Origin of the sequence: Lactobacillus sp. MRS-253-APC-2B (assembly GCF_012843675.1) — a bacterium.
In the GTDB taxonomy this organism is placed as follows: domain Bacteria; phylum Bacillota; class Bacilli; order Lactobacillales; family Lactobacillaceae; genus Limosilactobacillus; species Limosilactobacillus pulli.
The window spans coordinates 1-25,291 of record NZ_JABAFO010000017.1; the positions used below are offsets into that span (position 1 = coordinate 1).

Sequence of the window (25,291 nt, forward strand, 5' to 3'; positions counted from 1 at the left end):
ATCTTAGTCTCTATGCTGATTTTGGTCATAAAAATACCCCCAAAGTTGTATTTCCAACTTTGGGGGTACGGGTCAGTCCCGTTTACCGGAGCTGTCCTTTTTTCATGACTGCGAGTGCAGCAACTTATTCAGATAAGTGGTTAGAGTTGAGGATTCGCCAATGAACCAATCAATTCATGGTGCTCACTGATATCCAGGCCACGACCTTCATCACGAGCCGAAACCCGAATCGTCATAAAGTGACCCAGAACCTTGACGATTGCCCAGACCATAACGGCCGTTGCAATAATCGTAACCAGGGTTGCCAGCGTTTGAATGCCAAACTGCGTAAAGCCACCGCCCATCAGCAGGCCATCATGAGTAACGACAGGGTTGACCGTGTGAGTGGCAAAAAGGCCAGTCGCGATGCTTCCCCAGATACCGCTGATTCCATGACAGCCAAAGGCATCCAGTGTGTCATCGATTTTTAGACGTGGCTTGATCTTGGTGATAAACCAGCCACTGATCATGCTCGAGCCGATTCCGATAATCAAGGCTCCGGTCAAGGTAACGTAGCCACAGGCTGGCGTGATGCCAACGAGCCCACACAATACGCCGGTACAGGTGCCAACTAAAGTCGTGTGTCCTTCAGTATAAATTTCCAGTAATTGCCAAGTAACCATGGCCGCTGCCGCAGCAACTGTCGTCGTTAAGAAAGCCTGCATGGCAATGCTGTTGACGGCCAGCGCGGAACCCGCGTTAAAGCCATCCCAGCCAATCCAAAGCAGGGTCGTTCCCAACAGAACCCAGGACCGATCGGCAGGACCATCAGACGCTTTGGTGTGCAGACGTGGTCCAATCATAGCCGACAGTACCAAGGCTGTGACCCCAGCGTTGATATGAACGACAGTCCCGCCAGCAAAGTCCAGCGTGCCCAGCTTGGACAGCAGACCGCCACCCCAGACCAGGTGTACTAATGGATAGTAGATCAGAATCGACCAACAGATGATAAAGAAGGTTAAAAACTTAAAACGAACCCGGCCAACGATTGCGCCCACAAACAATGCTGGAGTGATCAGTGCAAACATCATTTCAAAGATTGAGAAGATGCCAACCGGAATTTTGCCAGTGGTCAGCTGCTTTAAGTTGGTGCCATGCATCATCAATTGGTGTAGGTTGCCAACAATGGCGCCATCACCGCTGAATGAAAGGGACCAGCCAACTGCGACCCAAAGCAGGACAGATAGACCACAGACGAAAAAAACCGACATAAATGTGTTGACGATGTTGCGACTGCTTACCAAGCCACCATAGAAAAACGCCAGCCCTGGTGTCATTAAGAACACTAAAATGCTGGCAATCATTACGAATAACGTGTTTGCTGTACTCATTATTGCCATCTCCAATTCTCAAAGCCCTAATCATTTTCTTAATGGCAATTAATTTAGACCAATTCTTTTTCAAAAACAATAGCTTAAGTTTGATTCCGAAAAATGAAATAAATTTATTAGACCACGCAAACTTAAAAAACGATGAAAACGCTTCACTGTTAACATTTTTCAACCGAAATATGGAATAGACCAATTATAAAAAGATTGTTGATCAATCAATGATCATCTAAAATAATCAAGATTGTTTTTAAAGAAGGGAGTAAAAAAATGGATCAGCTTTTTGAACGTTCTTCCATTAAGAGAGCTTATTTTACACTGGCAATGCCGGTGGTTTTAAGTTCAGCCGTTATTATTATCTATAATCTGGTAGACACGTTCTTTGTTTCCCAAACCCAAAATCCTGATCTGGTAGCGGGTGTATCGCAAGGCGCGCCAGTTTTCAGTCTGTTGGTTGCAATTGGCGACATCTTTGGCTTAGGAGGCAGTTCACTGATTTCGCGGCTGTTTGGCGAAAAGCGTGATCATGAGGCTCGGCTGGCTTCAGGCTATTGTTTTTACGTTTCGATTATCGTAGGGGTCTTGATGACGATCATCATGGTTGTCTTCCAGACGCCGATTCTGCATCTATTGGGAGCGACCACGGCTACTTGGCAGTACGCGCGGGAATACTATCTTGTAATTGCGTTTGGCGCGCCATTTATCGTTTTCGGCCTGACGCCAACCAATATTTTAAGAACTGAAGGGTTGGCCGTGCAGTCAATGACGGCCAGTATGGTCGGAACGATTTTTAATATTATTTTGAATCCAATCTTTATTTTTCCTTGCGGTTTAGGAGCTGCGGGTTCGGCATTAGCCACGGTCGTCAGCAATGTTATTGGCGATGCTTTGATGATTTATTATTTAAATACGAAAAGTCAAAAACTAACGACCTCAATTCATGAAGTTAAGTTGAGTCCGGCACTGCAAAAAGAGATCTATACGATCGGGATTCCGGCCTCGATTACCAATATTATGGTTATGTTTTCAATGGCCTTGACGAATCGCTATTTGATTGGCTATGGTTCGACCAGCGTAGCGGCGATGGGGATTGCTACCAAGATTAATACTATTATCTTTATGGTGATGGTTGGCTTTGCTTTTGGTGCCCAGCCACTGATTGGTTATACGTATGGTGCCAAAAATCAGAAACGGTTTAATGAAGCCGTGCGTTTTGATATATTGGTCGTCGTTGTTTTTGGTGTCGTGGCAACGCTTTTGATGATGCTGGCGGCTCCTTTGATCATTCGTTTATTTATGAAGGACCAGACCGTGATCAGTGAAGGCACGACCATGATTCGCTGGTTGGCCAGTTCGACAACGTTGGGTGGCTGTATTTTGGTATTTACGACGATGTTTCAGTCAATGGGCAAAGCAGTCCCTGCGTTTTGGCTGTCAGTATCACGGCAAGGATTGATCTTCTTGGTCTGCATCATAGTTCTGCATCAGTTGTTTGGCTATTGGGGAATCGTTTCAGCTCAAGCGGCATCTGACGTTTTGACGTTGCTGCTGGCTGTTTTGATGTGGCAAAAGAATCGACCGCATTTTAGTAAAGAAAATCATTAAAAATTTTACCAAGACGGCTTTTGATTCCGGCATGATTTTAACCTTATAATGTACTTATAGTACCGAAACGCAGCTAAGAAAGAAGGGTTATGATGAAAAATCAGTTAACGAGCGTAACTTCAATGCGTCGCTTAAACAATGGTGTTGAAATTCCATGCGTCGGTTATGGTACGTTTAGAACACCGGAATCAGTGGCTAAACAGTCAGTTATGGATGCGATTGATTTGGGCTATCGGCATATTGATACGGCTGCAGTTTATGAAAATGAAGTCGGTGTGGGTCAAGGAATCGCGGCTTCAGGCGTTGCGCGTGAAGAACTCTTTGTTACCAGCAAGCTTTGGAATACCGAGCGTGGCTATGAAAAAACAAAAGCTGCCTTTCAAGCAACCTTAGATCGTTTAAAACTTGATTATCTGGACCTTTATTTGATTCATTGGCCAGCCAACGAAAAACAGTTTGGTCAGGATGCCAAAAAGCTGAATGCTGAAACCTGGCGGGCAATGGAAGATCTTTACAATGAAGGCAAGATTCGAGCAATTGGCGTTTCGAACTTTTTGCCGCATCACGTTAAAACGTTGATGAAAACAGCCAGGATCAAGCCAATGGTCGACCAGATCGAAGTTCATCCAGGATGGCCACAGACAGAAACGGTTCAATGGCTGCAAGCACAGGATATTCTGGTTGAAGGCTGGGGTCCATTAGGTGGTCAGGGAGCTAAAGTCTTAGTTAACGATACGATGAAAGAAATTGCCAAAGCTCATGGCAAGTCAACGGCTCAGATTGCGTTGCGTTGGGAATTGCAGCAAGGCGTTTTGCCACTGCCAAAGTCGGTTCATCGCGAACGCTCAGCCCAAAATATGGAAATCTTTGACTTTGAGCTTTCAGAGTCTGAAATGCAGATGATTCAAGCGTTGCCAAATCTTGGTGGGCAATGTGCTAAACCTGATGAGGTAGATTTTTAATTGTTGACTAAAAAGACATTCCGTAATGGTGCGGAATGTCTTTTTGACTGTCATTATTTTACATTTCAAAGTAGGCATACAGATCGTCAATCGTTAACTTAGCTTTTGCGGCTGCATTGTAATCGGCTTTGATCTGACCATCTTTTAAAACGATCAGCCGGTTGCCGTATTTGAGAGCATCTTCCATATGGTGGGTAATCATTAAGGCTGTCAGATGATCTTCGGTGATGCGTTGATTGGTAGCGTGCAGCAGATTGCGTGCCGTATGTGGATCTAAGGCGGCGGTGTGCTCATCAAGCAACAGAATATCTGGTCGTTTAAGCGTAGCCATCAAAAAGCTCAGTGCCTGCCTTTGCCCGCCAGAAAGTGCTCCGGTTGGTGTAGTCATACGATTTTCCAAGCCATTGTTCATTTGAGCGGCCAGCTTGGTAAATTCTGGCATTTGCTGTTTTAAACGACGTGGAATCAAGTGCCGACGTTCACCACGTTTGGAAGCCAGCAGCATATTTTCAGCAACCGTCATGCGGGGTGCCGTGCCCAGCTTAGGGTCTTGAAAAACGCGGGCTAAAAAAGCAGTACGCTGTTCTTCAGTTGTTTTGGTAATGTCAGCGCCGGCATGAAAAATCTGGCCCGCATCGGCTTTAAGGTTGCCGCCAATAACATTGAAAAGAGTCGACTTACCAGCACCGTTCGTCCCGACGATGGTAATGAAGTCGCCGGCATTGATGGTCAGATTGATACCCTTTAAAATCGTAGTTTCATTGGTAGTACCTGGATTAACGATGGTTTTGACGTTTTTTAGCTCAAGCATTGGTTCAGTCATTGGTTGCGACCCCCTTAAAGAATGGCTTGCGAATGTGGAACAGCTTGTCCAATTGTGGCAGCATCATGCAGAGCGCCAGGACGATTGAAGAAATCAAGTTGAGGTCGTTAGCGCTAAAGCCTAGTTGCAGTACGGCCAACAGGATCAGTCGGTAGATGATGCTCCCTAAGGTTACGGCAACCAGCCGCTGTGACAGCGTCAGCTCGCCAAAGGCCACTTCGCCGATGATAATTGAGGCCAGGGCAATGACGATCGTCCCAATCCCCATGTTGACATCAGCATAGCCATTGCTTTGAGCAACCAGTGCCCCACAAAGGCCAACCAGACCATTTGAAATCATCAAGCCAACATTGATCGTGGCATCGGTGTGGATTCCCAGCGATTTGGCCATCACGGGATTGTCGCCGGTTGCGATAAATGACTGGCCGTAGTCGGTATCCAAGAAAAAGATCAGCAGGAGCGTGATAATGAAAATTACGATCATGCCTAAAACGACACTGTCAAAATATTGGGGCAGCGAGGTCATAAACGATCCAGAAAAAAGCGTCTTCTTTCCCAGCAGCGAGATGTTTGATTTGCCCATGATACGCAGGTTGACTGAGTAGGCAGCCGTCATGGTTAAGATACCAGCCAACAGGAACGGAATCTTGCCTTTGGTGTACAGTAGCCCAGTCACCAGGCCTGCCAGCATGCCGGCACCAAAGGCCAGTAGAGTGGATACAATCGGTGAAAAGCCATTGCTGATGGCAGTTACGGCTACGGCAGCTCCAAGTGGGAAGGTGCCTTCAACCGTCATGTCAGCCAGATTTAGAATACGGAAGGTCAGGTACAGTCCCAACCCCAGCAGAGCCCATAACAGACCCTGTCCAATTGCAGATACGATCAGATTCATTTGATTACCTCCCCATATTTTTCGGCTTCACGCTGGAAACTGGCTGGTACGTGCAGACCAAGTTTGCGTGCTTGTTTCAGATTTAGTACGGGTTCGCCGTGACGGATATATTTGATGGCGGTCGTTGATGGCTTTTTCTTGCCTTTCAAAATGTCGGCCGTCAATTTACCGCCTTCAACGCCCAGTTTGTATTGATTGATGCTGTAAGTGGCGACCCCGCCTTGCTTAACCATCGTATCAACGGCTGGGAAAACCGGTTTATTAACGGCATTGGCATTTTTGACCAGTGTCTGCATCGCGCCGGCAATCGTGTTGTCAGTTGGTACGATTACAGCATCAACCTCGCTCAGCATCTGCTGCGAGACCTGATTTAAGTCATTGCTGTTGGAAATGGAGTAAGCCTTCAGATTTAAGTGCATCTGCTTGGCGTACTTCATAAATTCTTTATATTCAGTAACCGCGGAACTGTCGCTGGAAGTGTAGATGATCCCTAACGTCTTGGCGTGCGGCATGAACTTGTGAACCAGTTGCAGCTGTTCTTTAACTGGCGCTTGGTCCGAGATCCCAGTGATGTTGCCGCCTGGACGCTTGTTGTTCTTAACCAGGCCGGCACTTTGTGGATTGGTTACGGCACCTAAGACGATTGGAATCTTTTTGGTTGAGTTGGCCAGTGCCTGTGAGGCTGGCGTCGTAATCCCAAACAGAACCGTTGAGTTTTCATTAACCAGCTTGTTGGCCATGGTTTTTAGATTGCTTTGATCACCGTTGGCATTTTGATAGTCGATCGTAATGTTTTTGCCGTTGTGATAGCCCTCTTCGGCCAATCCATGGACAAATCCTTTATAGATCTGATCCAAAGCTGGGTGATGCATCAAGGTCAAGACCCCGACCTTAGGCTTTGATTGCTTGATGATGCCGCCATTTTCCTTGAAGTAGGCGACTCCAAGAAACGTAAGTAAAATGGCGATTACGGTATACATTCTTTTCATGGTGATTTGCCACCTTTCCGAAACCTTTGAATGATTGCTAAACGATAAAATAAAAGAGGAAGCCAGTCTGCAGGCTTCCTCTTGGGAAAATAAAAAGCCTGCATGTGGTTCCATGCAGGCTTGTATTATGAAATAAGCCGGCACAGAATGGATCTGACTTCCCAGACCGCATTCTGTGCGATCTGAGTTACCGGCTTTGCCAACGAATATTCAGTTGGATGCGGTTGTAACTCATGTGCTTATCTCCTTTCGCGTGTTTGATTGTTTTAAAGTATAATCAGTATCACGATCGTTTGTCAACACAAAAATTAAATTTTTATGAGTTTTTCCTAGTGTTTTTTTAAAGAAGGCGAATCAATTGGATATTAAACGCATCAAGCAGGATTTTCCCATTTTTAATCAGCAAGTCAACGATGAGCCATTGACTTATCTAGACAGTGCGGCAACGGCCCAGATGCCAAATTCGGTTCTAAATGCTATTGAGTATTACTACCGGCATGATCACGCCAACGTTCATCGTGGTACGCACACGCTGGCACAGCGAGCAACCGCAGCCTATGAGCAGGCGCGCCAAAAAGTGGGTGACTTTATCAATGCCAATCAGACTGAAGAGATTGTCTTTACCCGCTCGACAACGGAAAGTCTGAACTGGGTTGCTCAAGGCCTTACCAAAATGATCAATCCGGGTGATGTAATCGTAGCAACGGTAATGGAGCATCACAGCAACCTGGTTCCTTGGCAGCAGCTGGCCAAAAGAACTGGTGCCAAATTAAGGTTGATTGGTTTAAATGATCAACAAGAACTGGATTTAGACGATGCCAAACGAAAAATCGATGCTAAAGTTAAAATCGTGACGATTGCGCATGCCTCAAACGTTTTGGGCGTGATTAATCCAATTAAAGAACTCAGTAGCATGGCCCATCGAGTCGGTGCCTGCATGATCGTTGACGGTGCCCAAGCCGTGCCGCATTTGCCTGTGGATGTGCAGGATCTGGACGCGGACTTTTATGCTTTTTCAGGCCACAAGATGCTGGCACCGACCGGCATCGGTGTTTTATATGGCAAAATGGAATGGCTAAAACGCTTAGAACCAAGTCAGTTTGGTGGCGAGATGATCGATCAGGTTACCCAGCAGGCGGCAACCTTTAAGCCGGTACCATGGTGTTTTGAAGCCGGAACGCCTAACATCAGTGGGGCAATTGCATTGGGAGCAGCAATTGACTACTTGAACCAGTTTGGGATGGATCAAATCGCTGATTATGAACGACAGCTGGCAGTCAAGGCCATCCCCAGACTATTGGCAATTGACGGTCTGACGCTATACGGGCCGCATGATCATCATACCGGAGTTCTGGCCTTTAATCTGGCAGGCATTCATCCTCATGATGCAGCTACGGCGCTTGATCTTGAAGGAGTCGCGGTCAGAGCCGGTCATCACTGTGCTCAACCCTTAATGAAAGAATTGGGTGTTGATGCAACGCTGCGGGCCAGTCTATATCTGTATAATGATCAAAAAGATCTTGACTGCTTGATTTTGGCCATTAAAGCAACAAAGGAGTTTTTTGAAAATGGGTTTGAGAAGGCTTAACTATTTGTATCGTGCCGTAGTTTTGGAACATGCCAGCCATCCACATCATCAAGGAGCAATGCTGGATGCTGATGCACAGACAACGCTGCATAATCCAACTTGTGGCGATACCATCAATTTGGCCGTCAAAGTAGATCATGACCATATCAGCGACCTTATGTTTACAGGCAGTGGCTGTACGATCTCACAAGCTTCAGCCAGTATGATGGGGGATGTCTTGATTGGTCAGTCGGTTGATGATGCCAAAAAGCTGATTCATGATTTTTCGGAACTGATTATGGGAAAAGAAATCAGCTCTCAGGCCCAAGATCAACTTAAGGATGCGGCCATTCTTGGCAGCGTGGCACAGTTTCCAACCCGGATCAAATGTGCAGCACTGGCCTGGCATGCGGCTCAAGAATTACTGGAATGATAAAAAAGACGCCTTATTCGCGGATTGCGAACAGGCGTCTTTTGCTTAAGCTGCTATCTTAAGCGTTAATTGAAAAGGATGTTGATAGGTTTTGATTCTACTGCATGATGATGTAGTAGTTGGGACGGTAGTATTGAATACTGCCTTCTTGAACGTTTTGACCTGGCGTTGGGGCTTGGATGTAGTTGCCATTCCCTTCTGCAATCGCCACGTGGTATGGTGCCGAATCGGTTCCCCAGAAGTACAATGCACCAGTGGGGGCGTTTTCGACGTCATAGTAGTGAGTTCCCAGCGTAGCCTGCTGAGTCGTCGTACGATAGCTGCTGGATAGACCATAGGAGTACTGTACCAAACCGGAGCAGTCAAAGCCGCTTGGCGTATTGCCACCCCAGACATAAGGCACGCCGATCATTGACTTGGCAGTTGCCAGTCCCTGGCCGGCAGCAACGTGGCTGGTTGAAGCCGTAGAACTTGCACTGGCACTAGCGGCATCGGTCAGGCCGTACGTAATCGTGTAGTTAGCCATTGCAGCATTGGCAGCTGCCGAGTTGGACTCGTAGGTTGCCGAAGAAGCCGTGCTGGCTGCCGTAGTGGTTGTGGCAGCTGCTGTAGTCGATTCAGTTGTAGCTGCCGATGTTGATTCGGTTGAACTGGTCGTTGCATCAGTAGAAGCAGCGACTTGATCACTGGTCGTTGCTTCCGATTGAACGGATTCAGCAGACGATGACTGTGATGCATTATCGCTGGCTGCCGTTTGTGATGAGGCAGTGCTTTGAGCAGCTGCATCAGTTGCCTGGCTGGTACTAGTTAAAGCACTGGCGACAATCGATGTCGAGCTTGAGCTGGAATCAGCAAAAACGCTGGTACTTGCAGCACTGATTGATGAGTTGGCCACAGTAAATTTAGTGGTCTGCTTTTGGCTGCTCTTTTGTCGATTGATGGTCGTTTCTGGAATCATGATTCGCTGACCTGGGAAAATCAGATCCGGATTGGACAGTGAATTGGCAGAAACGATTGAAGAAACCGTAGTCTTGTATTGTTGTGCATAGGCCCAGATCGTATCGCCCGAAGCTACGGTAACCGTAGTATCGGCGTGGGCGGTCGTCTGCGCGGCGGTCATGGCTCCGGCAGCACCCACGGCAGCAATTAAGGCCTTAGCTGCTTTTTTCTTGATAGTAATCACTCCATCTGTTTTGTTTTTTGCTCAGTTGTGCGAAACTCCGCACAAGTTTTAATTTAACAAGACAAAGTGATGGGGTGATGAAAACTATTTGAAAAAATTATGAAGTCATTTTTGGAGTAATCGCTAAAAATCGCTGGATTGCTTAAAAGGATAGTTTAAGATAATTAAAGGTCAAGCGAATGCAGCTTGCGATTTATTTAAGACTTTGCCCCAGTTCATAGGCCAGGTCAGGATAGAATTTAAGGTGTTTGGGCGTGGTACCCTTGCCAGCTAAGACCTGACCAGCAAATTTCCAGCCAAGATGATCAAAAATCGCCTTAAATTCTGATTTTAACGGGTCAAAATCATTATGTGGCGCACTGGCAACCAGAATTGCCTGTTTTTCGCCATGCAGCTGTGGATCACGCTCGCCCATATGATCAATGACGGCCTTCATTTGCGATGACATGCCATAATAAAACATCGGTGTGGCAAAAACAATCAAGTCAGCAGCTACCATTTGATCAAGCAGTTTTTCAGTTGCTGCGTCGCCGGGCAGAAGATGATTGTCGGCATCCATCATAACGGGGGCCAAAGGATGATGGCCAGCATCAAAAATCGTAACGCGGTTGGCAGCTGCCCGCGCTCCTTTAACCAGTTGATGAGCCAGAATCGTTGAAACGGCTGGATCATGCGGACTGCCTAAAATTGTCAGAATTTCCATGCAATGCCTTCTTTATTTAGATTATGTAATAATACAACGACTCTATTTTAACACTGATAAATATTTTGCAGTTTAAAGAAGCCCTGCTGTCAATTGGTGGTTGGGTTGAGTCTATGCTAATATTGATATCACGTTGTTTATTTTTGGTACAAGATGAGGAGAAGAAAATGGCGGTTTTGGACGTTAAAAATCTGACGATGAGCTTTGCCGACAAGAAGCTTTATGAAGATGCCAGCTTTCAGTTGGAAAAACATGAGCATATGGGAATCGTTGGTCAAAATGGGGCGGGTAAGTCAACTTTGATCAAGATTCTGATTGGGAAGGAATTACCGGTTGAAGGCGAAATTAAATGGCAGAAAAACACCAAAATCGGCTATCTGGATCAATACGTTGATATTCCCCAGGGGATGACGTTGATTCAGTTTTTGCATACGGCCTTTCAAGAACTTTATGATATCAATGACCGAATGAACGAGCTGTATGCAAGATATACAACCGAAATGGACGATGGCCTTTTGGAACGGGCAGGACGACTGCAGGAACGCTTGGATGCGGCTGATTTTTATGGAGTTGAGACCAGGATCGAGCGGGTTATGAATGGGCTGGGACTCAATGATATCGGCAAAGATCACGTCGTTTCCGAAATGAGTGGCGGACAACGCTCCAAGATTATTCTGGCAAAGATGCTATTGGAAAATCCGGACGTTATTTTGCTGGATGAACCGACCAACTATCTGGACACGGCCCATATCGAATGGCTGATTGAGTATCTAAACGACTTTGACGGGGCTGCGATGATCATCTCGCACGACTATGACTTTTTGGAACGGGTCACCAATACGATCTGTGACGTGGCATTTGGCAAGATTACCAAGTATCGCGGCAGTTTTAAGCAGGCCATGCGACAAAAAGCTGAGCGTAAAGAGACGCAAGAGCGCGAGTATGAAAAACAGCAAGAGGTCATTGAAAAGGCTGAGCGCTTTATTCGCAAAAACAAGGCAGGTTCTAAGTCAACCATGGCCAAGTCGCGGGAAAAGATGCTGGCTCGCATGAAACGGATTGATCCGCCAACCGACAATTTAAAGGCCACGTTTCATTTTCCTTATGAAAATACCGGCTCAGCTAATGCCTTAAAGGTCAACCAGCTGTCAGTTGGCTATGGTCGGCCATTGCTCGCACCGGTGACCTTTTCTATGACGATGGGCGAAAAGCTGCTGTTTACCGGATTTAATGGTGTCGGCAAGTCGACTTTGATCAAATCGATCTTGGGAAAGATTCCAGCCATCAGCGGCAGTGCATCATTTTCACCATCTGCGCGCATTAATTATTTTGACCAGGACCTGGTTTGGGATGAGCCTGAGCTGACGCCACTGGAGACGATTCAAAATTTATTTCCAACGATGCAGCCAAAGACGATTCGACAAAAACTGGCTAAGGCTGGTATCAATGCGGCCAACACCCAAAAACCACTGCATTTACTTTCGGGTGGAGAACAGACCAAAGTCAAATTGGCGATTCTGGAACTGACGCCATCTAATTTCTTGATTATGGATGAGCCAACCAATCATCTGGATGACGAGACCAAAGAAGGACTTAAAAAAGCACTGCAGGAATTCCCTGGCAATCTAATTCTGGTCAGTCACGAGCAAAGCTTTTACCAAGGCTGGTTGGATAAGGTACTCAATGTCGAAAAACTGAGTCTAAAAAAATAAAAATCATAAGCAGGCATCTAAGTCAGATGACTGCTTATTTTTATTAATAAAAAATAGTTTTTAAAGTTTATATAATGGCTAAATTCTTATTTTACTTTAGTTTTTTTGAAATGAGTTGACTTTGAATCTAAAAATGTTAAATTCTTAGTCATAAATTAAAAGATTAAAAAAAAGTGAGAAAGGTCGTGCGTATTATGACACGAAAAGTTGGTGTTATTGGTTCAGGAAATGTTGGCTCTACACTGGCCAACAATATGCTGGTGGCGGGAACGGCGGATACGCTGGTATTGATTGATACCAACGAATTGAAGCTGAATTCTGATGCGACTGATTTTGAGGATGCGGCAGCTAACCTGCCAACCCATACTACGGTGGTACGCAACGACTATGCAGCGCTGGCTGATGCCGATGTCGTCGTAATCGCGGTCGGTAGCATTGGCGTTCAAAATGATGATGCCAAGCATGATCGTTTCGTTGAATTAAAGGTTACCAGCAAGGCGGCCAAAGAAGTCGGCACCAAATTAAAAGAAGTCGGCTTCCATGGCGTGCTGGTTTCGATCAGTAATCCTTGTGACGTGATTGCGGCACTGTTCCAAAAATACACTGGGCTGCCAAAGACGCAGGTTATCGGTACCGGAACGCTGCTTGATACCTCTCGGATGAAGAAAGTCGTTGGTCAGAAGTTTGATGTCGATCCCCGCTCGGTATCCGGCTACAACCTTGGTGAACACGGTAATTCCCAATTCTCCGCATGGTCACAGGTTCGCGTAATGGGTCATCCTGTCGTCGAATTGGCCAAGGACCGTGATGACGTTGATCTGGACCAACTGGCAGAAGACGTTCGGGCAGGCGGCTACGTTGTCTTCCATGGCAAGAAGCATACCAACTTTGGGATTGCTGCTGCGGCTTTGCGTCTGGTTACGGCCGTATTGAACGATGCACATGCCGAACTGCCGGTTTCCAATTTCCGTGAAGAATACGGTACTTACGTTGGCTACCCAGCTATCATTGGTCGTCAAGGTTTGGTTCGCCAGCTGCAGCTTGATCTGACCGATGAAGAAAAAGAAAAGCTGGCAGCTTCTGCCAAATACATTAAGGACCGTTTTGACGATGTATCAGTTAAGCTAGACAACGAATAAAAACCAACCAAAAAAGGATGTGTCAGATAGGCACATCCTTTTTTGCGTCCAACAGACTGAGCAATTGTTTTCACAACTAGTCGGCGCTAACGTATTTAGACATTTCCTGACTGCTGCTTTCAAACGCACTTTGGCCATTCAAAGCTCTAAAGATGGCTCGTTCGACTGCCGTATTGCTGGTGGTATTTGCAATAGCAAATGGTCGTTCATAGCGCTTGGCATGATGAGTCGTCAGCTGACTGATGCGATGGTGGATCTTATCGATGCAGACAACTACCAGATCAGCATCCTTAACAGCCTTTTTCAGCTTGCTGCTGGAGACTTTTTCTTCCATTGAGGCATCCAAACCATAAAAGACGCCATGGTGCTTGGCAATAACCGGCTTAAGGTCTTGAACCTTGCTGCGCATACCGGTAACGACCAGGACGTGCTTTTGCTTGAGGTCATAGTCGAGCTTGTCGGTGTAATCATGACGCTGGTTGGTGACTTTTTTAGGCTTTTGCAGCTTGCGTGGCGTCTTGGTGGTGTCAAACTCATGCTCACTATGAATCCAGCGAATCTCGCCAGCTTTGGCATCACGCATCCCGTTGCCATGGTCATAATAGGCAAAGTCGATAATCATGCCTGGTTTGAGGTTGCGGCTAGCATATTTATAAGGATCGATCACGATGGTATTGGCATGCGACTCATCCAGAATCGAATTACCCTTGAGCGTTTTTTTGATCTGGAGCACGTCTGATCCAGCAACGGGTTCCAAGGTGGCATATTCGATGACCTTGGTTGGCGTGGTGCTGATTGCCAGATGATCATTGGTAACACGATTGATAGCTGGCAATTTGCCATGGATCAAGCGTTGGCGATCCAGCTGCACGACGTCGCCATCATTGATTGGAAATGGCAGCTTGTGCAAAATACTTTCAGAATAGAAGCGATGATTGATTTCGGCCCCACTTAATAGACGATGAACCGGGTAGCAGTTGTCACGGGCCAAAAGTTCGACTTCAGAAAGTTCAGGTGGCACATTGTCAGCTGCTGTGTTATTTTCAGCTTCTTGATTGGCCAGAGCTTTTCTTAAGTAGGCCTGATTATCGCTAACTTTAGGCGCTTGAGGATCCTGGGCCTTGCTGATTGTCGCATTGGCGGCCTGATCACGTTGTGGACGTTCGCTTGCGTCGGCTTTCGGCGTTTGGGAAAGATGATTGAGCGTGATTTTGGGGGTGTTGACGCCACGGCGAATCTTATAGCCAGGCTTGGCAGATTGACTGGCAGGGCGCGACGATTTTTGATCTGCGGGCTGCAATTGATTGAGCAGATCAACGATGATCGTTAGACTGCGCTGAGTCTGCAGCAGGCTCTCCGGATCACCGGTGGTATGGTTTAAAAGTTCGATTAATTCATGACGATAATCATAGACCATAACAAAATTCCTCTTTTCTAAAGATTGACTGCTTCCATCTTAGCAAAGCCAAGCGGACATGTCAGTTGTCAAGCCTGAACTTATTTGGATTTATGGCTAAGCGATGGTTGTCAAATCAGTTAAAGGGATGCTGAAATCAAAAAGCGGTTCGGTTTTGTTGGCGAAGCGCTTATTTGACTGCTGAATCGGTTATAATAAAGACAAAATCATAAAGGAAGTTAGTTATGGCTAAGCGCAATATTAAAATTTTTTCGCATAACGATCTGGACGGCTTTGGGGCGCCAGTATTGGTCAAGACGGTCCAAGACGTTATGTTTCCCGATGCCGAGTTTGATCTGACCAGTATCGGCGCCGGCAGAATCGACAGTGAGCTGGACTACTGGTTCAAAAGTCCCGCAACTGCCACGACAACGGATGTCTGGATTATGGATATGACGCCAGACAGTGAGCATACGATGCAGGAGCTCAATCAGCAGTTTGCCAATCACTGGTTGGTTTTTGACCACCATGAAACTGAAGAGGCATTGCGGCAAAAGTTTGCGGCCAATACGATCAAGCCAGCTGATGCCAAAATCAATCCCAGCGCAACCAGTTTGGTATGGGACTGGCTTAAAACGCTGCCAAACTTTGAACGGTTAAGCCAAGAGCGACAGCAGCAGTTAGCGGAACTGGTGGAACTGATTCGTGCCTATGATACGTGGGATTGGCAAAATGATCCTGATATGAGCGAAAAAGAGCGCCAAGCAGCCGATGATTTCAATCAGTTGTTCTGGTTTTATCCACTTGAGTATTCCGAAAAATTTGTTCAAAGTGTTTTTGACAAGGGCTGGACAACGTATCGTCAAGACAACGACCTGTTGATTCAAACCTTAAATGATCGACGTGCTAAGTACTTGAAGTCGCACTTAAAAGACGTGGTTGAGGTAACGGCAGATGGTCATCAATTTGGAATCGTCTATGCCAGCGACTATAAATCGGAAATCGCGCATGAATTACTGACACAGCAGCCAGCTTTAGATGCCGCGCTGGTAATTAGTCCTAAGAGTGTTTCTTTACGCAGCAATGGCAAAATTGACGTGGCAAAATTTGCGGAAACCTATTATCAAGGCGGTGGCCATGCTGATGCAGCTGGTGGACGATTGGACATCAATCCGATTCGCTTGGGTGAACAGGCGGTTGCTGATGAACTTGAGCAGATGACAAGCGTCAAAAAAGAAGAAAAAGCAGAAACCGAAAGCACACTGGCAGATAATCTCGATCCAGACATGGCAGCAAAGCTAGCAGCCTTATTCGGCAAAAAGGAAGACTAAAAAATCGGGTTCGTCAATTGGCGAATCCGATTTTATTTTGGCAATTCTGCTACGCTGCCGCGCTCAATCAGCTTGAATGGCACCAGTTCAGAAGGAGCGTTACCAAGCAGGTCTAAGACGCTGTTAATGCCGATTTGATAAAAGTCCTGGGTAACACTGGTCAGCTGCGGATCTGTAATCTCGCAAAGAAAAGTACCATCAATGCTGACGATGGAAAGATCTTGCGGAATCTTGATCCCCATTTGCGTGGCTTGACGCATGATTCCCATTGCGACCAGGTCACTGGCAGCCACTACCGCGCTCAGTTTAAGGTCTGGCCATTGCTGCATGATGGTTTGGCCAGCCTCGTAGCTGTAGTCGCCATATCGAATCCAATCCTGTTCAATTGGCAGATGGTGTTCATACATGGCTTTTTGATAGCCGGCGCGACGTTGGAGACCAGTATGTGAATGATTAATGCCAAAAAGACCAATGCGGCGGTGGCCCTTTTGGATTAAGTATTCGACACTTTGAGCCGCCAGCTCGGTATTGTCTGAGCTGATAAACTGTAATGGCAATTCATATGAATAATTGGAAACCAGGCGGACTGGAATCTGTGAATCCTGCAGCATTTTAAGGCTTTTGAGATCAATCTCGCTGCCAACCAGCAAAATGCCGGCACGAGGGCCTGCAGTAGCGTCCTTGATGGCTTGATGGAGCAGTTGGGGACTATGGTTGCCGGCATAAAAGATAATAATATGACGATCATGGGCCAAGGCAGCCTGCTGCATGCCATCCAGGATTCCAGTTGAAAAATTGGTTGGCGGATTGCTGACAATTACGGCAATCTTGTCACTGGAGCGCGTCGCTAATTCAGCCGCCGCACTGTTTTTTTGATAGCCTAATTTGGCAGCAGCATCCCAGACTCGTTGGGCAGTTTGGGGAGTATAGGTGTTGGCTTTTTTGGCCATTACTCGCGAAACCGTAGCAATTGAAACACCGGCTTGACGGGCAACGTCTTTGATGGTGGGCTTATTGGCGACCATGGCAACCAGCCTTCTTTCGTAATTTAATTTATATATTCATTATAGCATGCAGATGTTTTCTGTAAACGCTTACCGAAACTTCTAAATCCTTGTTGTAAACGTTTACGCTGAGTGGTAGGATAGCCGTAGATTATCAGGCAAAGGAAGTCGAACCATGAGCAGTAAACTAAAAGATTTTCAATTTAACCAACAATCGCTGCAGCTGAACTATGAGCAAGGCAAGCTTGAGTTGACCGTACTGACGCCAGGCATTGTGCATGTCTTCCAGGATCACGGTCGCGCCAGAAATTCATATGCAATCGAAGGCAATAAGCAACAAAAAACCAAGGTAAACGTATTCGATAAGGGTGATCATGTAGAACTGGAAACGGCACAGCTTTTGATCAAGGCCTATGATGATGAGAAGCTGGACGTTTATGACTCACTAGGCAATCCGCTGATTATCGACTATCGCGGATCACGTCAGCCACTTGCAAGCGATTTGGATGCTGAGCACCGGAAGACGGTTTTGGCGGAGGGACACTCGGTCGCTGATGAGCTTCACCATGAGTCACATTATTATGAAGTCGTTAAAACGCTGGCCGCTGATGAGCAGTTTTATGGTTTGGGTGATAAGACAGGCTTTTTGAACAAGCGCGGCTATGATTATGACAATTGGAACAGCGACGTCCCTCAAGTGCATACTGAAGCGACGACTAAGCTCTATAAGTCGATTCCAGTAGTTTATGGATTAAAGAATGGGCATCCATATGGCATGTTTTTTGATAATACCTATCAAAGTCATTTTGACCTGGGCAAGGAAAGTGAGCATTATTACTTCTATTCGGCAATTGATGGCAATCTTGACTATTACATTCTCGGCGGGCACAGTCTAAAAGAAGTCGTAGCCAACTATACCTATTTGACCGGTCGCGTTCCAATGCCGCAAAAATGGATGCTGGGATACCAACAGTCACGTTGGGGATACAGTATCAGCCAAGAGCGAGTTGAGGAATTAGCCGAAAAGTTTGAAGGGTACGAGCTGCCAATCGATGTGATTCATCTGGATATCGACTATATGCACGGCTATCGCGACTTTACTTGGGATACCAAAAAATATCAGCATCCTAAAGAATTTGTCGAACAGATGCGCAAGCGTGGAATTCGCTTGATGCCGATTCTTGATGCTGGGGTCAAAGAGGATCCAGACTATGATCTTTATCAAGAAGGTCTTGAACAAGGATATTTTGTTAAGAATCCGGATGGTACGGTTTATGTCAATGCAGTCTGGCCAGGCAAATCGGTCTTTCCTGACTTTGGTCGGCCTGAGGTTAGAGCATGGTGGGCCAAACACGTTAAGTTCTTTACCGATCTAGGTACCTGCGGAATCTGGAACGATATGAACGAGCCTGCATCATTTAACGGACCACTGCCGGAAAATCTAGAGTTTCATGATGAAGAGCAGATTAGCGACCATCGCCGAATGCATAATGTTTATGGTCATAATATGTCTAAGGCAGCTTATGAGGGGTTAAAAGCTGAAACCGGACGGCGACCATATGTCATTACGCGTGCTTGTTACGCAGGAACGCAAAAATACTCTACTGTTTGGACGGGTGACAATCAGAGTCTTTGGAGCCATCTACAGCTGTCAATTCCTCAGCTGACCAATTTAGGATTGAGTGGTTTTGCGTTTGCGGGAACTGATATTGGTGGTTTTCAAGCAGATGCGACCGGTGAGCTGTTGATACGGTGGCTGGAGTCAGCGCTATTCGTACCACTGTTCCGTAATCATGCCGCATTGGGGACACGCTATCAAGAACCGTGGGCATTTGATAAACAGACGCTTAACATCTACCGTAAGTACTTGAATCTAAGATACCGCTTGATTCCGTTTTTGTATGATCAATTCCGCCATGAGACTCAAGCCGGGCTGCCGGTTATGCGACCTTTGGTATTGAATTATGATCATGATCCACAGGCTCGCAGTATCAACGATGAATATATGGTTGGCACCAGTATTTTGGTTGCACCGGTCGTTACGCCACAGACGACAAAACGCCTGGTCTACTTGCCAGCGGGTGAATGGATTGATTTTTGGAATCATGCATCTTATGCCGGTCGGCAGACTATCGTTGTCGATGCACCAATCGATAAATTGCCATTGTTTATCAAAGCCAATACGATCTTGCCATGGGGATGCAAAACCATGCATGTCAGTGATAAACCTGATCAGATTATGACGTTTAGAGTCTACGGTGAATGTGGCTCATATATGCACTATCAAGACAATGGGCTAGACTTTGCCTATCAGGATGGTGAATATAACGAATACTACGTCGAGGTTGATGAAAATGGTCAGGCATTAGTTGAGCTGACCAAACATGGCTATGGTCCCAACTATCAAAAGATTTACGTTGAAACGGCTGATCAGCGCCTTGAATTTAACTATGATGAAAAATCTGGCAGCTATCGGCAAAGGTAAAATAAAGAGGTTGGGAAAAAACTAATTTTTCTGATAAAATAAAACAACTTTAATAATAGAAATGGCTGAAGATCAACGTTTTAAGTCACGCAATCTTCAGCCATTTTTCTGTTTTGAGACTTTATTCCCAGCCTCTTTCTACCCTAAGTCAAGTGTTATCAGCGATTTTAGATCTTTAATAGATCAGCTGGTTGATGAAGCAAAAACTCACTATCCATGATTTTTTCTGGATTGGCAGCACCGTATAAGGCAGCCGCAAATTTAACACCGGCTGCATGCGCGGCTTTTTCGTCATTGATTGTGTCACCAACGTAGACGGCGGTTTCTGGAGTAGCATGCATTTGATCTAATGCTGCCAAAACCGGTTCTGGGTCAGGTTTATGGCGATCGGTATCATTTGAGGTGATAACAATGTCAAACAAGTTGGCAAAAGTAAATAGATTGGCAAAATGATTGTCATACTCGTCACGCAGCTTGGAAGTGGCAATTGCTATCTGAGTGTCGGGACGTTGGGATAGTTTTAAAAGCGTTTCTGGAATTCCTTCAAACACTTTAACGCGATCTTCTCTTTGATAAGCCAGTTTGAACCATTCCTGCTGCATTTGGCGACGCAATTTTTCATTGGCGACGCCAGCAATCTTTAAAGCGTCCAAACCGGTAATGCCAAATAAATCATGCTTTTTCTGTTCTACTTCGGCAGGATCTGTATGAAAGCCGTACTTCTCTAAAATTTCAATCATTGCCGGCATGTACATGTCAATTGTATTGATCAGGGTACCATCAATGTCGAAAATGTAGTTTTTAATCATCAAAAATAAAATCCTCCTGTATGTGGACCATACCTCAACGCCTTAATTGTACCGCAAATCTCTTTATGAAAATATTGAAAAATGCGCTACCTGGCTTTGCCAAGGTAACGCGAGAGAAGCTCTATTATAAAAGTTCTATTGGTTAACGCCAACGATGCCGAAGCCACCGTCCCAGCCGATTTTTTCACTGGCTGCCAGGGTCAGCTGCAAAAAGCCAAGTGATTCCAGCTCACGAGCCCGCTTGAGCTTACCAGCATCCAATACCCGCAAAGCACTGTCTGCTAAGGCTGCCTTAAAAGTTTCCTTGGCATCTTCATCGTTACCAGCAACCAGAACCGTTGTTGGCAGATCACCAATTTTGCCACTTTGAAGCGTAGCCGCGAAAGTAGTGTTGAAAGCCTTCAGTACCGTGCTTGCCGGCAGCAGCTTCTGCAGTTGTTGCGCTGCTGAGCTGTCAGCTGGCACTACCAGTTCGTCAAAAGTTTCAAAATTCAATGTGTTAGTGATATCAACGACAATTTTACCAGCCAGCTTGGTTTGGTACTGCTTGGCAAGTGCTACCAATGCTCGGCCATAATTACGATGTTGCCGAGGCGTTCAGCAGTGTCTTTTGAGCCGTAGTATTGAACGTCATTGCCAGCATCGGCAAAGTTTTTACCGATTGCTTGTCCCATATTGCCTTTACCGAAAATTGTGATTTCCATTTTTTGTCCTCTTGGTTTTAAAAGCTGTTTTCTTATATCATTGTAGATTATAATAAGACCAAATCTTACTTTTAGTAAGTACCAATTTTTAAGTTCGCTACGCACCGATTGGTAAGAATTGTGAAATCCTTTGAATAAAGGAGAAATTAAATTTGACGAAAAAATTAGCTCAAGATGGCAGCTGTCCAGTCGCAACCACTCTTTCACTGTTGAATAGTCAATGGAAGATTCTGATTATGCGAGAACTGCTGATGCATTCAAGCGAAAGATATAGTGAGCTGCAGCGCAACGTTGTTGGTATCAGCCAAAAGATGCTAACACAAAGCCTTCATGAGATGACGGCTGATGGAATCTTACAAAGGCAGGTCTTTCCCGAAGTACCGCCACACGTTGAATACAGCTTGACCAGTCTTGGACAAAGCATGGATCCGATCTTAAAAGCAATTCATAGTTGGGGAAATCAGTATCTGGCCAGTCATCCCGAAAAAACAAGACGAATGGACAGCCGGAAACTAATTTTGCGCAAAAACGACCATAGTCAAAAAACGCTCTGCTTAAATCTTTAGGCAGAGCGTTTTGATTATTTGTTAAAAGTGTCAGATTCGACTTCACGAATAAAATCAGCCAAATGCTTGTAGTAGACGTCAGGGTTGTCGATCATGTGGTGATGACCCCCATTTGGCGTGGTAACCAGTTTGGCGTTTGGAATTTCTTTTTCCATGGTCTTGGCAGTGTCCAAAGGCATGGTTTCGTGTTCCCCGAACGTCAGCAAGGTTGGTACCTTGATGTTCTTTAATTGGTCGCGGAAGTGCCAGTCTTTGAGCTTGCCAGTAATCACAAACTCGTTATCGCCCTGGAAGACGTTGTAGACAGCTGTACCGCCAAGATCCTTGACGTGGTAAAGCTTGGAGGGTTGCTTGCGGTCGACAAAGTTTTCGTTAAGGACCTGCACGTCGGCTTGATAGCGATCGTTATCATAGTCGTTGTTCTTTTCGCATTCCTTCATAAAGGCAACTTCTTCAGCGGGCAAGACGTCTTCTCTAACTTTGTTGACATGGGCAACGTATTCGTCGATTTCGTCAACCATCGAGGAGATGATGGCGCCCTTCAAATGTTGACCGTATTTAACGGCGTATTCTTGAACCAGCAGTCCGCCCCAGCTTTGACCAATCAAGTAGAAATTATCAATCCCCAGCTTTTGCCGTACTTCTTCGACTTCATCCAAAAAGTATTCGTAAGTCAGGTATTTGTCGGCAATCCTAGGATCAGAATAGTCTGGTTGATCAGAATACAAAGAGCCTAATTGGTCATACATGTGAACTTGAACGTTAAGTCCCTGCTTCTTTAATTGATCGGCAGCATCTTCCCAATATTCATGATTGCCGCCAGGACCACCATGCAACGCCAGCAGATGAAGGTCGCCTTCGCCTTGCGTGTTGGTCCATAAATGATAACCGTTATCAAGGGTTAAAATCGTTGTACCTTGTTTCAAAATCATCAACTCCTATTCTCTCAGATATAAACGCTAAATAAGTAGTTTAAAGACTATTTTACGTTTTTTATTAGATAACGTAAACCAAAAACACTGTAGCTTTTGTCAAATTTGCTAGAAAAACTAAGATAATTTTTCAAAATCAGGCAAAATCAATAATGAATTTTCAGTCATAATTTGATAATTGATTTTTTCGTTGCCACGCAGCGTCATTTCATAGTCGGTACCACAGATCACCAGCCGCAATTGATGCCCCCTTAGCAGTCGATGGAAAACGGGCTGCAGCGGTAAGGTGAGATCCACGAACTCATTTGGATAGAGCGGCTCCGTGATGGCCGGATCATGGGGGTTCTGCAGATTGATATGACCATAGGAGATCACTTTGTAAGGCGTGGGCTCATTTTGCAGCTTGAACTCGCGCAGATCATCATATTTCCAATGATAGCCCAGCGAAAGACCGTTACGGCTCAATAAGACGGGATCCTCGGTTAGGCGCTTAGCCGATCCCTGGTCGATCAGAAATACGGAAAGCAGGCCATGATCATTGTCACAAGCCGCTCTTAGTCTTACGGTTGGCGTGCCGCGCAACAGATAGTCATCAGTCAGCGGCGCGGTCAGATAGCTGAGACTGAAGCGATTCTTCTCACTTAGCAGAGCCTTTTTCCAATGAGCGGGATGAGCGCACCAATCCTGGTAGATCTCTGTCTGCCATTGATAATCGGTAAAGTCGCGAGTTGGCGTTACCAATGGCTCTTTTTCACTCAGCTTTTGGTGAGCATTGAGATAGAATTTGGCACTGTGATCTTCATCCCAATTTTGATAGGCCGTCCAGGTTTCTGGTGAGGCATTGTCTTGAACCAATACGGCCGGTAGCAGGTCGTCGGCATGATTGTCGATTTTCCAAAGCTTGTTGGAAAGCCAGAGATTCACCATGTCGGTAAAGTCCAGCGAGCGAAAGGCATTGATATAGATGTGCTGGCCTTGATGCAGGATCAGCTTGCTGTTGGCTGCATTTTTCTTCAGACTTTCATAAAGGGCTTTGACGTTGCTTGGCTTAACGTTGTCATCATTGAGCCCATGAACCATCATAACGCTGGCTTTGATTTGATCGATCCGTTTGCGATAATTGCGGCGATCCCAAAAATCATTGTAGTTGCCGGTTTTTCGATCCATTGCCAGATTCATCTGGGCCAGATAGCGATTATTGATTTTCTCAACCCGCCGATAGTCGCCAGGCCGCTTGGTACGGCTAAAGCATTCGGCTGCCAGCGTATCGGCATCTTCACCTTGAAAACCACCGGCTGCTCTGACCAGGCCATTTTCACGGTAATAGTCATACCAGCTTGAAATGGCGGCTTCACTAATGATGGCTTTAAGTCCCTTCACGCCAGTCGTGGCAACTGCTGTCGAAAGCGTTCCTAAGTAGGAGCGGCCGGTCATTGCTACATTGCCGTTACACCAATCTGCTTTGACGGCCAGACCGCTGGTGCGATCAGAAAAAGCCGTGCGATCGCCATGTAGCCATTCAACTACGGCCTGCATTGATTCAACCTGTTCAGGCGAGCCGCATGTCTGCAGACCATCAGAATCTCTAGTCCCAATTCCGGCACAATAGACGGAAGCAAAGCCGCGGGGCGCCAGATAGTCGTTTAACGTGTAGGCTGGCGTCTGACTAAAGGTTTCAGTAGCTTTTGTCGTGCCTTGGATTGCTTGATGACGCGGGTGAGAATTAAAACTAGGCTCTATAGGTGCTGCTTGACCGGGTTCTTTATGGCTCAAAGTTTGATTAACGTTATGGGTTGCTTTTACGCCCCATTCATCATTGGTTCCCTGATTATAGGGGCTGGCGGTAAAGACGGCAGGCACCTTCAAGCCTTGATTGGATTCAGCAGGCCGCATGATTTCAACTTTTACCAAATCGGCTTGATCATCGAAATCAGTATCAACATCGGTTTCAACATAGACAACCTCATATATAAACTCGTGCGGATCAAAAACGGCGAGTGACTTGCCGTTAAAAAAGAGCGGTTTTTGGTCAGCGGACAGCGCTTGAGCCCATTTCAGCAAGCCTTGAGCCGTGAGTGCATCCAAGAGTGTCTGGCCATTTTTGGTATGCGTATTTAAAAGATCATAAAAAGCAGCAATCACGTCTTCGGTAGTCCATTGTTCAAAATGATGATGTAAAAGCTGCATTTGATCCATCCCAGCTAATGGATCAGTAATCGCAAAATCAATTGCTGGCTCAAATTCTAACAGCTGCAGGCCGACAAGATAGAAAACCTGGTCATTGAGCGACTGACCGCTTGCCAGCCAGTCATCCAAATTGAGCTCAGGCGTTGCCAAAATGTCTTGGCGCCAACGCTTTAATGCCGGTTCAGAAATACAGCTGCAGTTGATTCTGTCTAGCAGCGTCTGCCACATTTGGTTGGGCTTAAGCGTGCTGCTCTCGTTATCTTTTAGAAGCTGGATAGTCTGGAGCTCATGGCATTGCTGTTCAAAAGGCAGACTCATCATGGCAAATTGATTGTTTTTCATTGGCAGAACCTCCCCAAATTACGCTAAGCGCTGATGCTTATTAATTAGTGAATATTTTATAACATTCTCACGTTTTCTGGGATGCGGCTCAGCAATTATTTAACATTAGCTGAATAATCAATAGCTTGGATGGCCAGGATTTTGCAAGCATGGCAGATCG

Annotated in this window: 20 protein-coding genes and 1 pseudogene; 9 read left to right on the top strand and 12 right to left on the bottom strand. The window is 45.9% G+C overall.

Features of this window, described 5'->3' with window-relative positions; genetic code table 11:
- Positions 1-140: 140 nt before the first annotated feature.
- A complete protein-coding gene (locus tag HF864_RS07790) occupies positions 141-1,370 on the bottom strand; it encodes an ammonium transporter (protein WP_169462422.1) in 1,230 nt (409 codons plus the stop codon).
- 267 nt (positions 1,371-1,637) lie between these two features.
- Between HF864_RS07790 and HF864_RS07795 the strand changes: the two genes are divergently transcribed.
- Entirely contained in the window at positions 1,638-2,972 is a 1,335-nt protein-coding gene (locus tag HF864_RS07795; protein ID WP_169462423.1) for an MATE family efflux transporter, read from the top strand.
- Between the two features lie 92 nt (positions 2,973-3,064).
- On the top strand, positions 3,065-3,934 hold the full coding sequence (locus HF864_RS07800; RefSeq protein ID WP_169462424.1) for an aldo/keto reductase: 870 nt from the start codon (positions 3,065-3,067) through the stop codon (positions 3,932-3,934).
- Between the two features lie 58 nt (positions 3,935-3,992).
- Here HF864_RS07800 and HF864_RS07805 read toward each other — a convergent pair whose 3' ends face one another.
- From HF864_RS07805 to trpX, 3 genes are read right to left on the bottom strand one after another with little or no spacing between them, the layout of a single operon-like run.
- Positions 3,993-4,757 carry an ATP-binding cassette domain-containing protein gene (locus tag HF864_RS07805; protein WP_169462425.1) on the bottom strand — a complete coding sequence of 255 codons (765 nt, stop codon included), beginning with the start codon at positions 4,755-4,757 and terminating at the stop codon, positions 3,993-3,995.
- A complete protein-coding gene (locus tag HF864_RS07810) occupies positions 4,750-5,649 on the bottom strand; it encodes an ABC transporter permease (protein ID WP_169462426.1) in 900 nt (299 codons plus the stop codon). The genes HF864_RS07805 and HF864_RS07810 overlap by 8 nt, the downstream gene beginning before the upstream one ends.
- A complete protein-coding gene (gene trpX / locus HF864_RS07815) occupies positions 5,646-6,638 on the bottom strand; it encodes a tryptophan ABC transporter substrate-binding protein (RefSeq protein WP_169462427.1) in 993 nt (330 codons plus the stop codon). The genes HF864_RS07810 and trpX overlap by 4 nt, the downstream gene beginning before the upstream one ends.
- Before the next feature lie 358 nt (positions 6,639-6,996).
- Here trpX and HF864_RS07820 point away from each other — a divergent pair, with 358 nt between their 5' ends.
- Together HF864_RS07820 and sufU are read left to right on the top strand one after the other, a co-directional pair.
- Positions 6,997-8,226: a cysteine desulfurase gene (locus tag HF864_RS07820; protein WP_169462428.1), complete on the top strand. Its 1,230-nt coding sequence runs from the start codon at positions 6,997-6,999 to the stop codon at positions 8,224-8,226.
- Positions 8,207-8,638, top strand: a complete 432-nt coding sequence (gene sufU, locus HF864_RS07825) for a Fe-S cluster assembly sulfur transfer protein SufU (RefSeq protein ID WP_169462429.1) — start codon at positions 8,207-8,209, stop codon at positions 8,636-8,638. Before HF864_RS07820 ends, sufU begins: the two co-directional genes overlap by 20 nt.
- A 97-nt stretch (positions 8,639-8,735) precedes the next feature.
- On the opposite strand, the gene HF864_RS09560 is transcribed toward sufU, so the two are convergent.
- Positions 8,736-9,821 carry an NlpC/P60 family protein gene (locus HF864_RS09560; protein ID WP_346774614.1) on the bottom strand — a complete coding sequence of 362 codons (1,086 nt, stop codon included), beginning with the start codon at positions 9,819-9,821 and terminating at the stop codon, positions 8,736-8,738.
- Positions 9,822-10,014: 193 nt separating this feature from the next.
- Positions 10,015-10,524 (bottom strand): NAD(P)H-dependent oxidoreductase, encoded by a 510-nt coding sequence (locus HF864_RS07835; protein ID WP_169462430.1) that lies wholly within the window; start codon positions 10,522-10,524, stop codon positions 10,015-10,017.
- 167 nt (positions 10,525-10,691) lie between these two features.
- Between HF864_RS07835 and HF864_RS07840 the strand changes: the two genes are divergently transcribed.
- Both HF864_RS07840 and HF864_RS07845 read left to right on the top strand, forming a co-directional pair.
- Positions 10,692-12,236 (top strand): ABC-F family ATP-binding cassette domain-containing protein, encoded by a 1,545-nt coding sequence (locus HF864_RS07840; RefSeq protein WP_169462431.1) that lies wholly within the window; start codon positions 10,692-10,694, stop codon positions 12,234-12,236.
- A 194-nt stretch (positions 12,237-12,430) separates the two neighbouring features.
- A complete protein-coding gene (locus HF864_RS07845; protein WP_169462432.1) occupies positions 12,431-13,375 on the top strand; it encodes an L-lactate dehydrogenase in 945 nt (314 codons plus the stop codon).
- 76 nt (positions 13,376-13,451) lie between these two features.
- Here the strand turns inward: HF864_RS07845 and HF864_RS07850 are convergent, their stop codons facing one another.
- The gene (locus tag HF864_RS07850) at positions 13,452-14,792 is read right to left on the bottom strand and encodes a DUF2325 domain-containing protein (protein WP_169462433.1); all 1,341 of its coding nucleotides are present in this window, start codon (positions 14,790-14,792) and stop codon (positions 13,452-13,454) included.
- A gap of 224 nt (positions 14,793-15,016) precedes the next feature.
- Here HF864_RS07850 and HF864_RS07855 point away from each other — a divergent pair, with 224 nt between their 5' ends.
- Complete coding sequence (locus HF864_RS07855) at positions 15,017-16,102, top strand: DHHA1 domain-containing protein (RefSeq protein WP_169462434.1); 1,086 nt, start codon at positions 15,017-15,019, stop codon at positions 16,100-16,102.
- Positions 16,103-16,134: 32 nt separating this feature from the next.
- Here HF864_RS07855 and HF864_RS07860 read toward each other — a convergent pair whose 3' ends face one another.
- Positions 16,135-17,127: a LacI family DNA-binding transcriptional regulator gene (locus HF864_RS07860; RefSeq protein WP_169462435.1), complete on the bottom strand. Its 993-nt coding sequence runs from the start codon at positions 17,125-17,127 to the stop codon at positions 16,135-16,137.
- A 154-nt stretch (positions 17,128-17,281) separates the two neighbouring features.
- On the opposite strand from HF864_RS07860, the gene HF864_RS07865 reads away from it, so the two are divergent.
- On the top strand, positions 17,282-19,591 hold the full coding sequence (locus HF864_RS07865; RefSeq protein WP_169462436.1) for a glycoside hydrolase family 31 protein: 2,310 nt from the start codon (positions 17,282-17,284) through the stop codon (positions 19,589-19,591).
- 167 nt (positions 19,592-19,758) lie between these two features.
- Here HF864_RS07865 and HF864_RS07870 read toward each other — a convergent pair whose 3' ends face one another.
- On the bottom strand, positions 19,759-20,400 hold the full coding sequence (locus HF864_RS07870; protein WP_169462437.1) for an HAD family hydrolase: 642 nt from the start codon (positions 20,398-20,400) through the stop codon (positions 19,759-19,761).
- Between the two features lie 135 nt (positions 20,401-20,535).
- Positions 20,536-21,104: pseudogene (locus HF864_RS07875) on the bottom strand (diguanylate cyclase).
- A 152-nt stretch (positions 21,105-21,256) separates the two neighbouring features.
- On the opposite strand from HF864_RS07875, the gene HF864_RS07880 reads away from it, so the two are divergent.
- Positions 21,257-21,670, top strand: a complete 414-nt coding sequence (locus HF864_RS07880; RefSeq protein ID WP_169462438.1) for a helix-turn-helix domain-containing protein — start codon at positions 21,257-21,259, stop codon at positions 21,668-21,670.
- A gap of 14 nt (positions 21,671-21,684) precedes the next feature.
- Here HF864_RS07880 and HF864_RS07885 read toward each other — a convergent pair whose 3' ends face one another.
- Positions 21,685-22,596: a proline-specific peptidase family protein gene (locus HF864_RS07885; protein ID WP_169462439.1), complete on the bottom strand. Its 912-nt coding sequence runs from the start codon at positions 22,594-22,596 to the stop codon at positions 21,685-21,687.
- Between the two features lie 123 nt (positions 22,597-22,719).
- The gene (locus HF864_RS07890) at positions 22,720-25,131 is read right to left on the bottom strand and encodes a Xaa-Pro dipeptidyl-peptidase (protein WP_169462440.1); all 2,412 of its coding nucleotides are present in this window, start codon (positions 25,129-25,131) and stop codon (positions 22,720-22,722) included.
- Positions 25,132-25,291 lie beyond the last annotated feature (160 nt).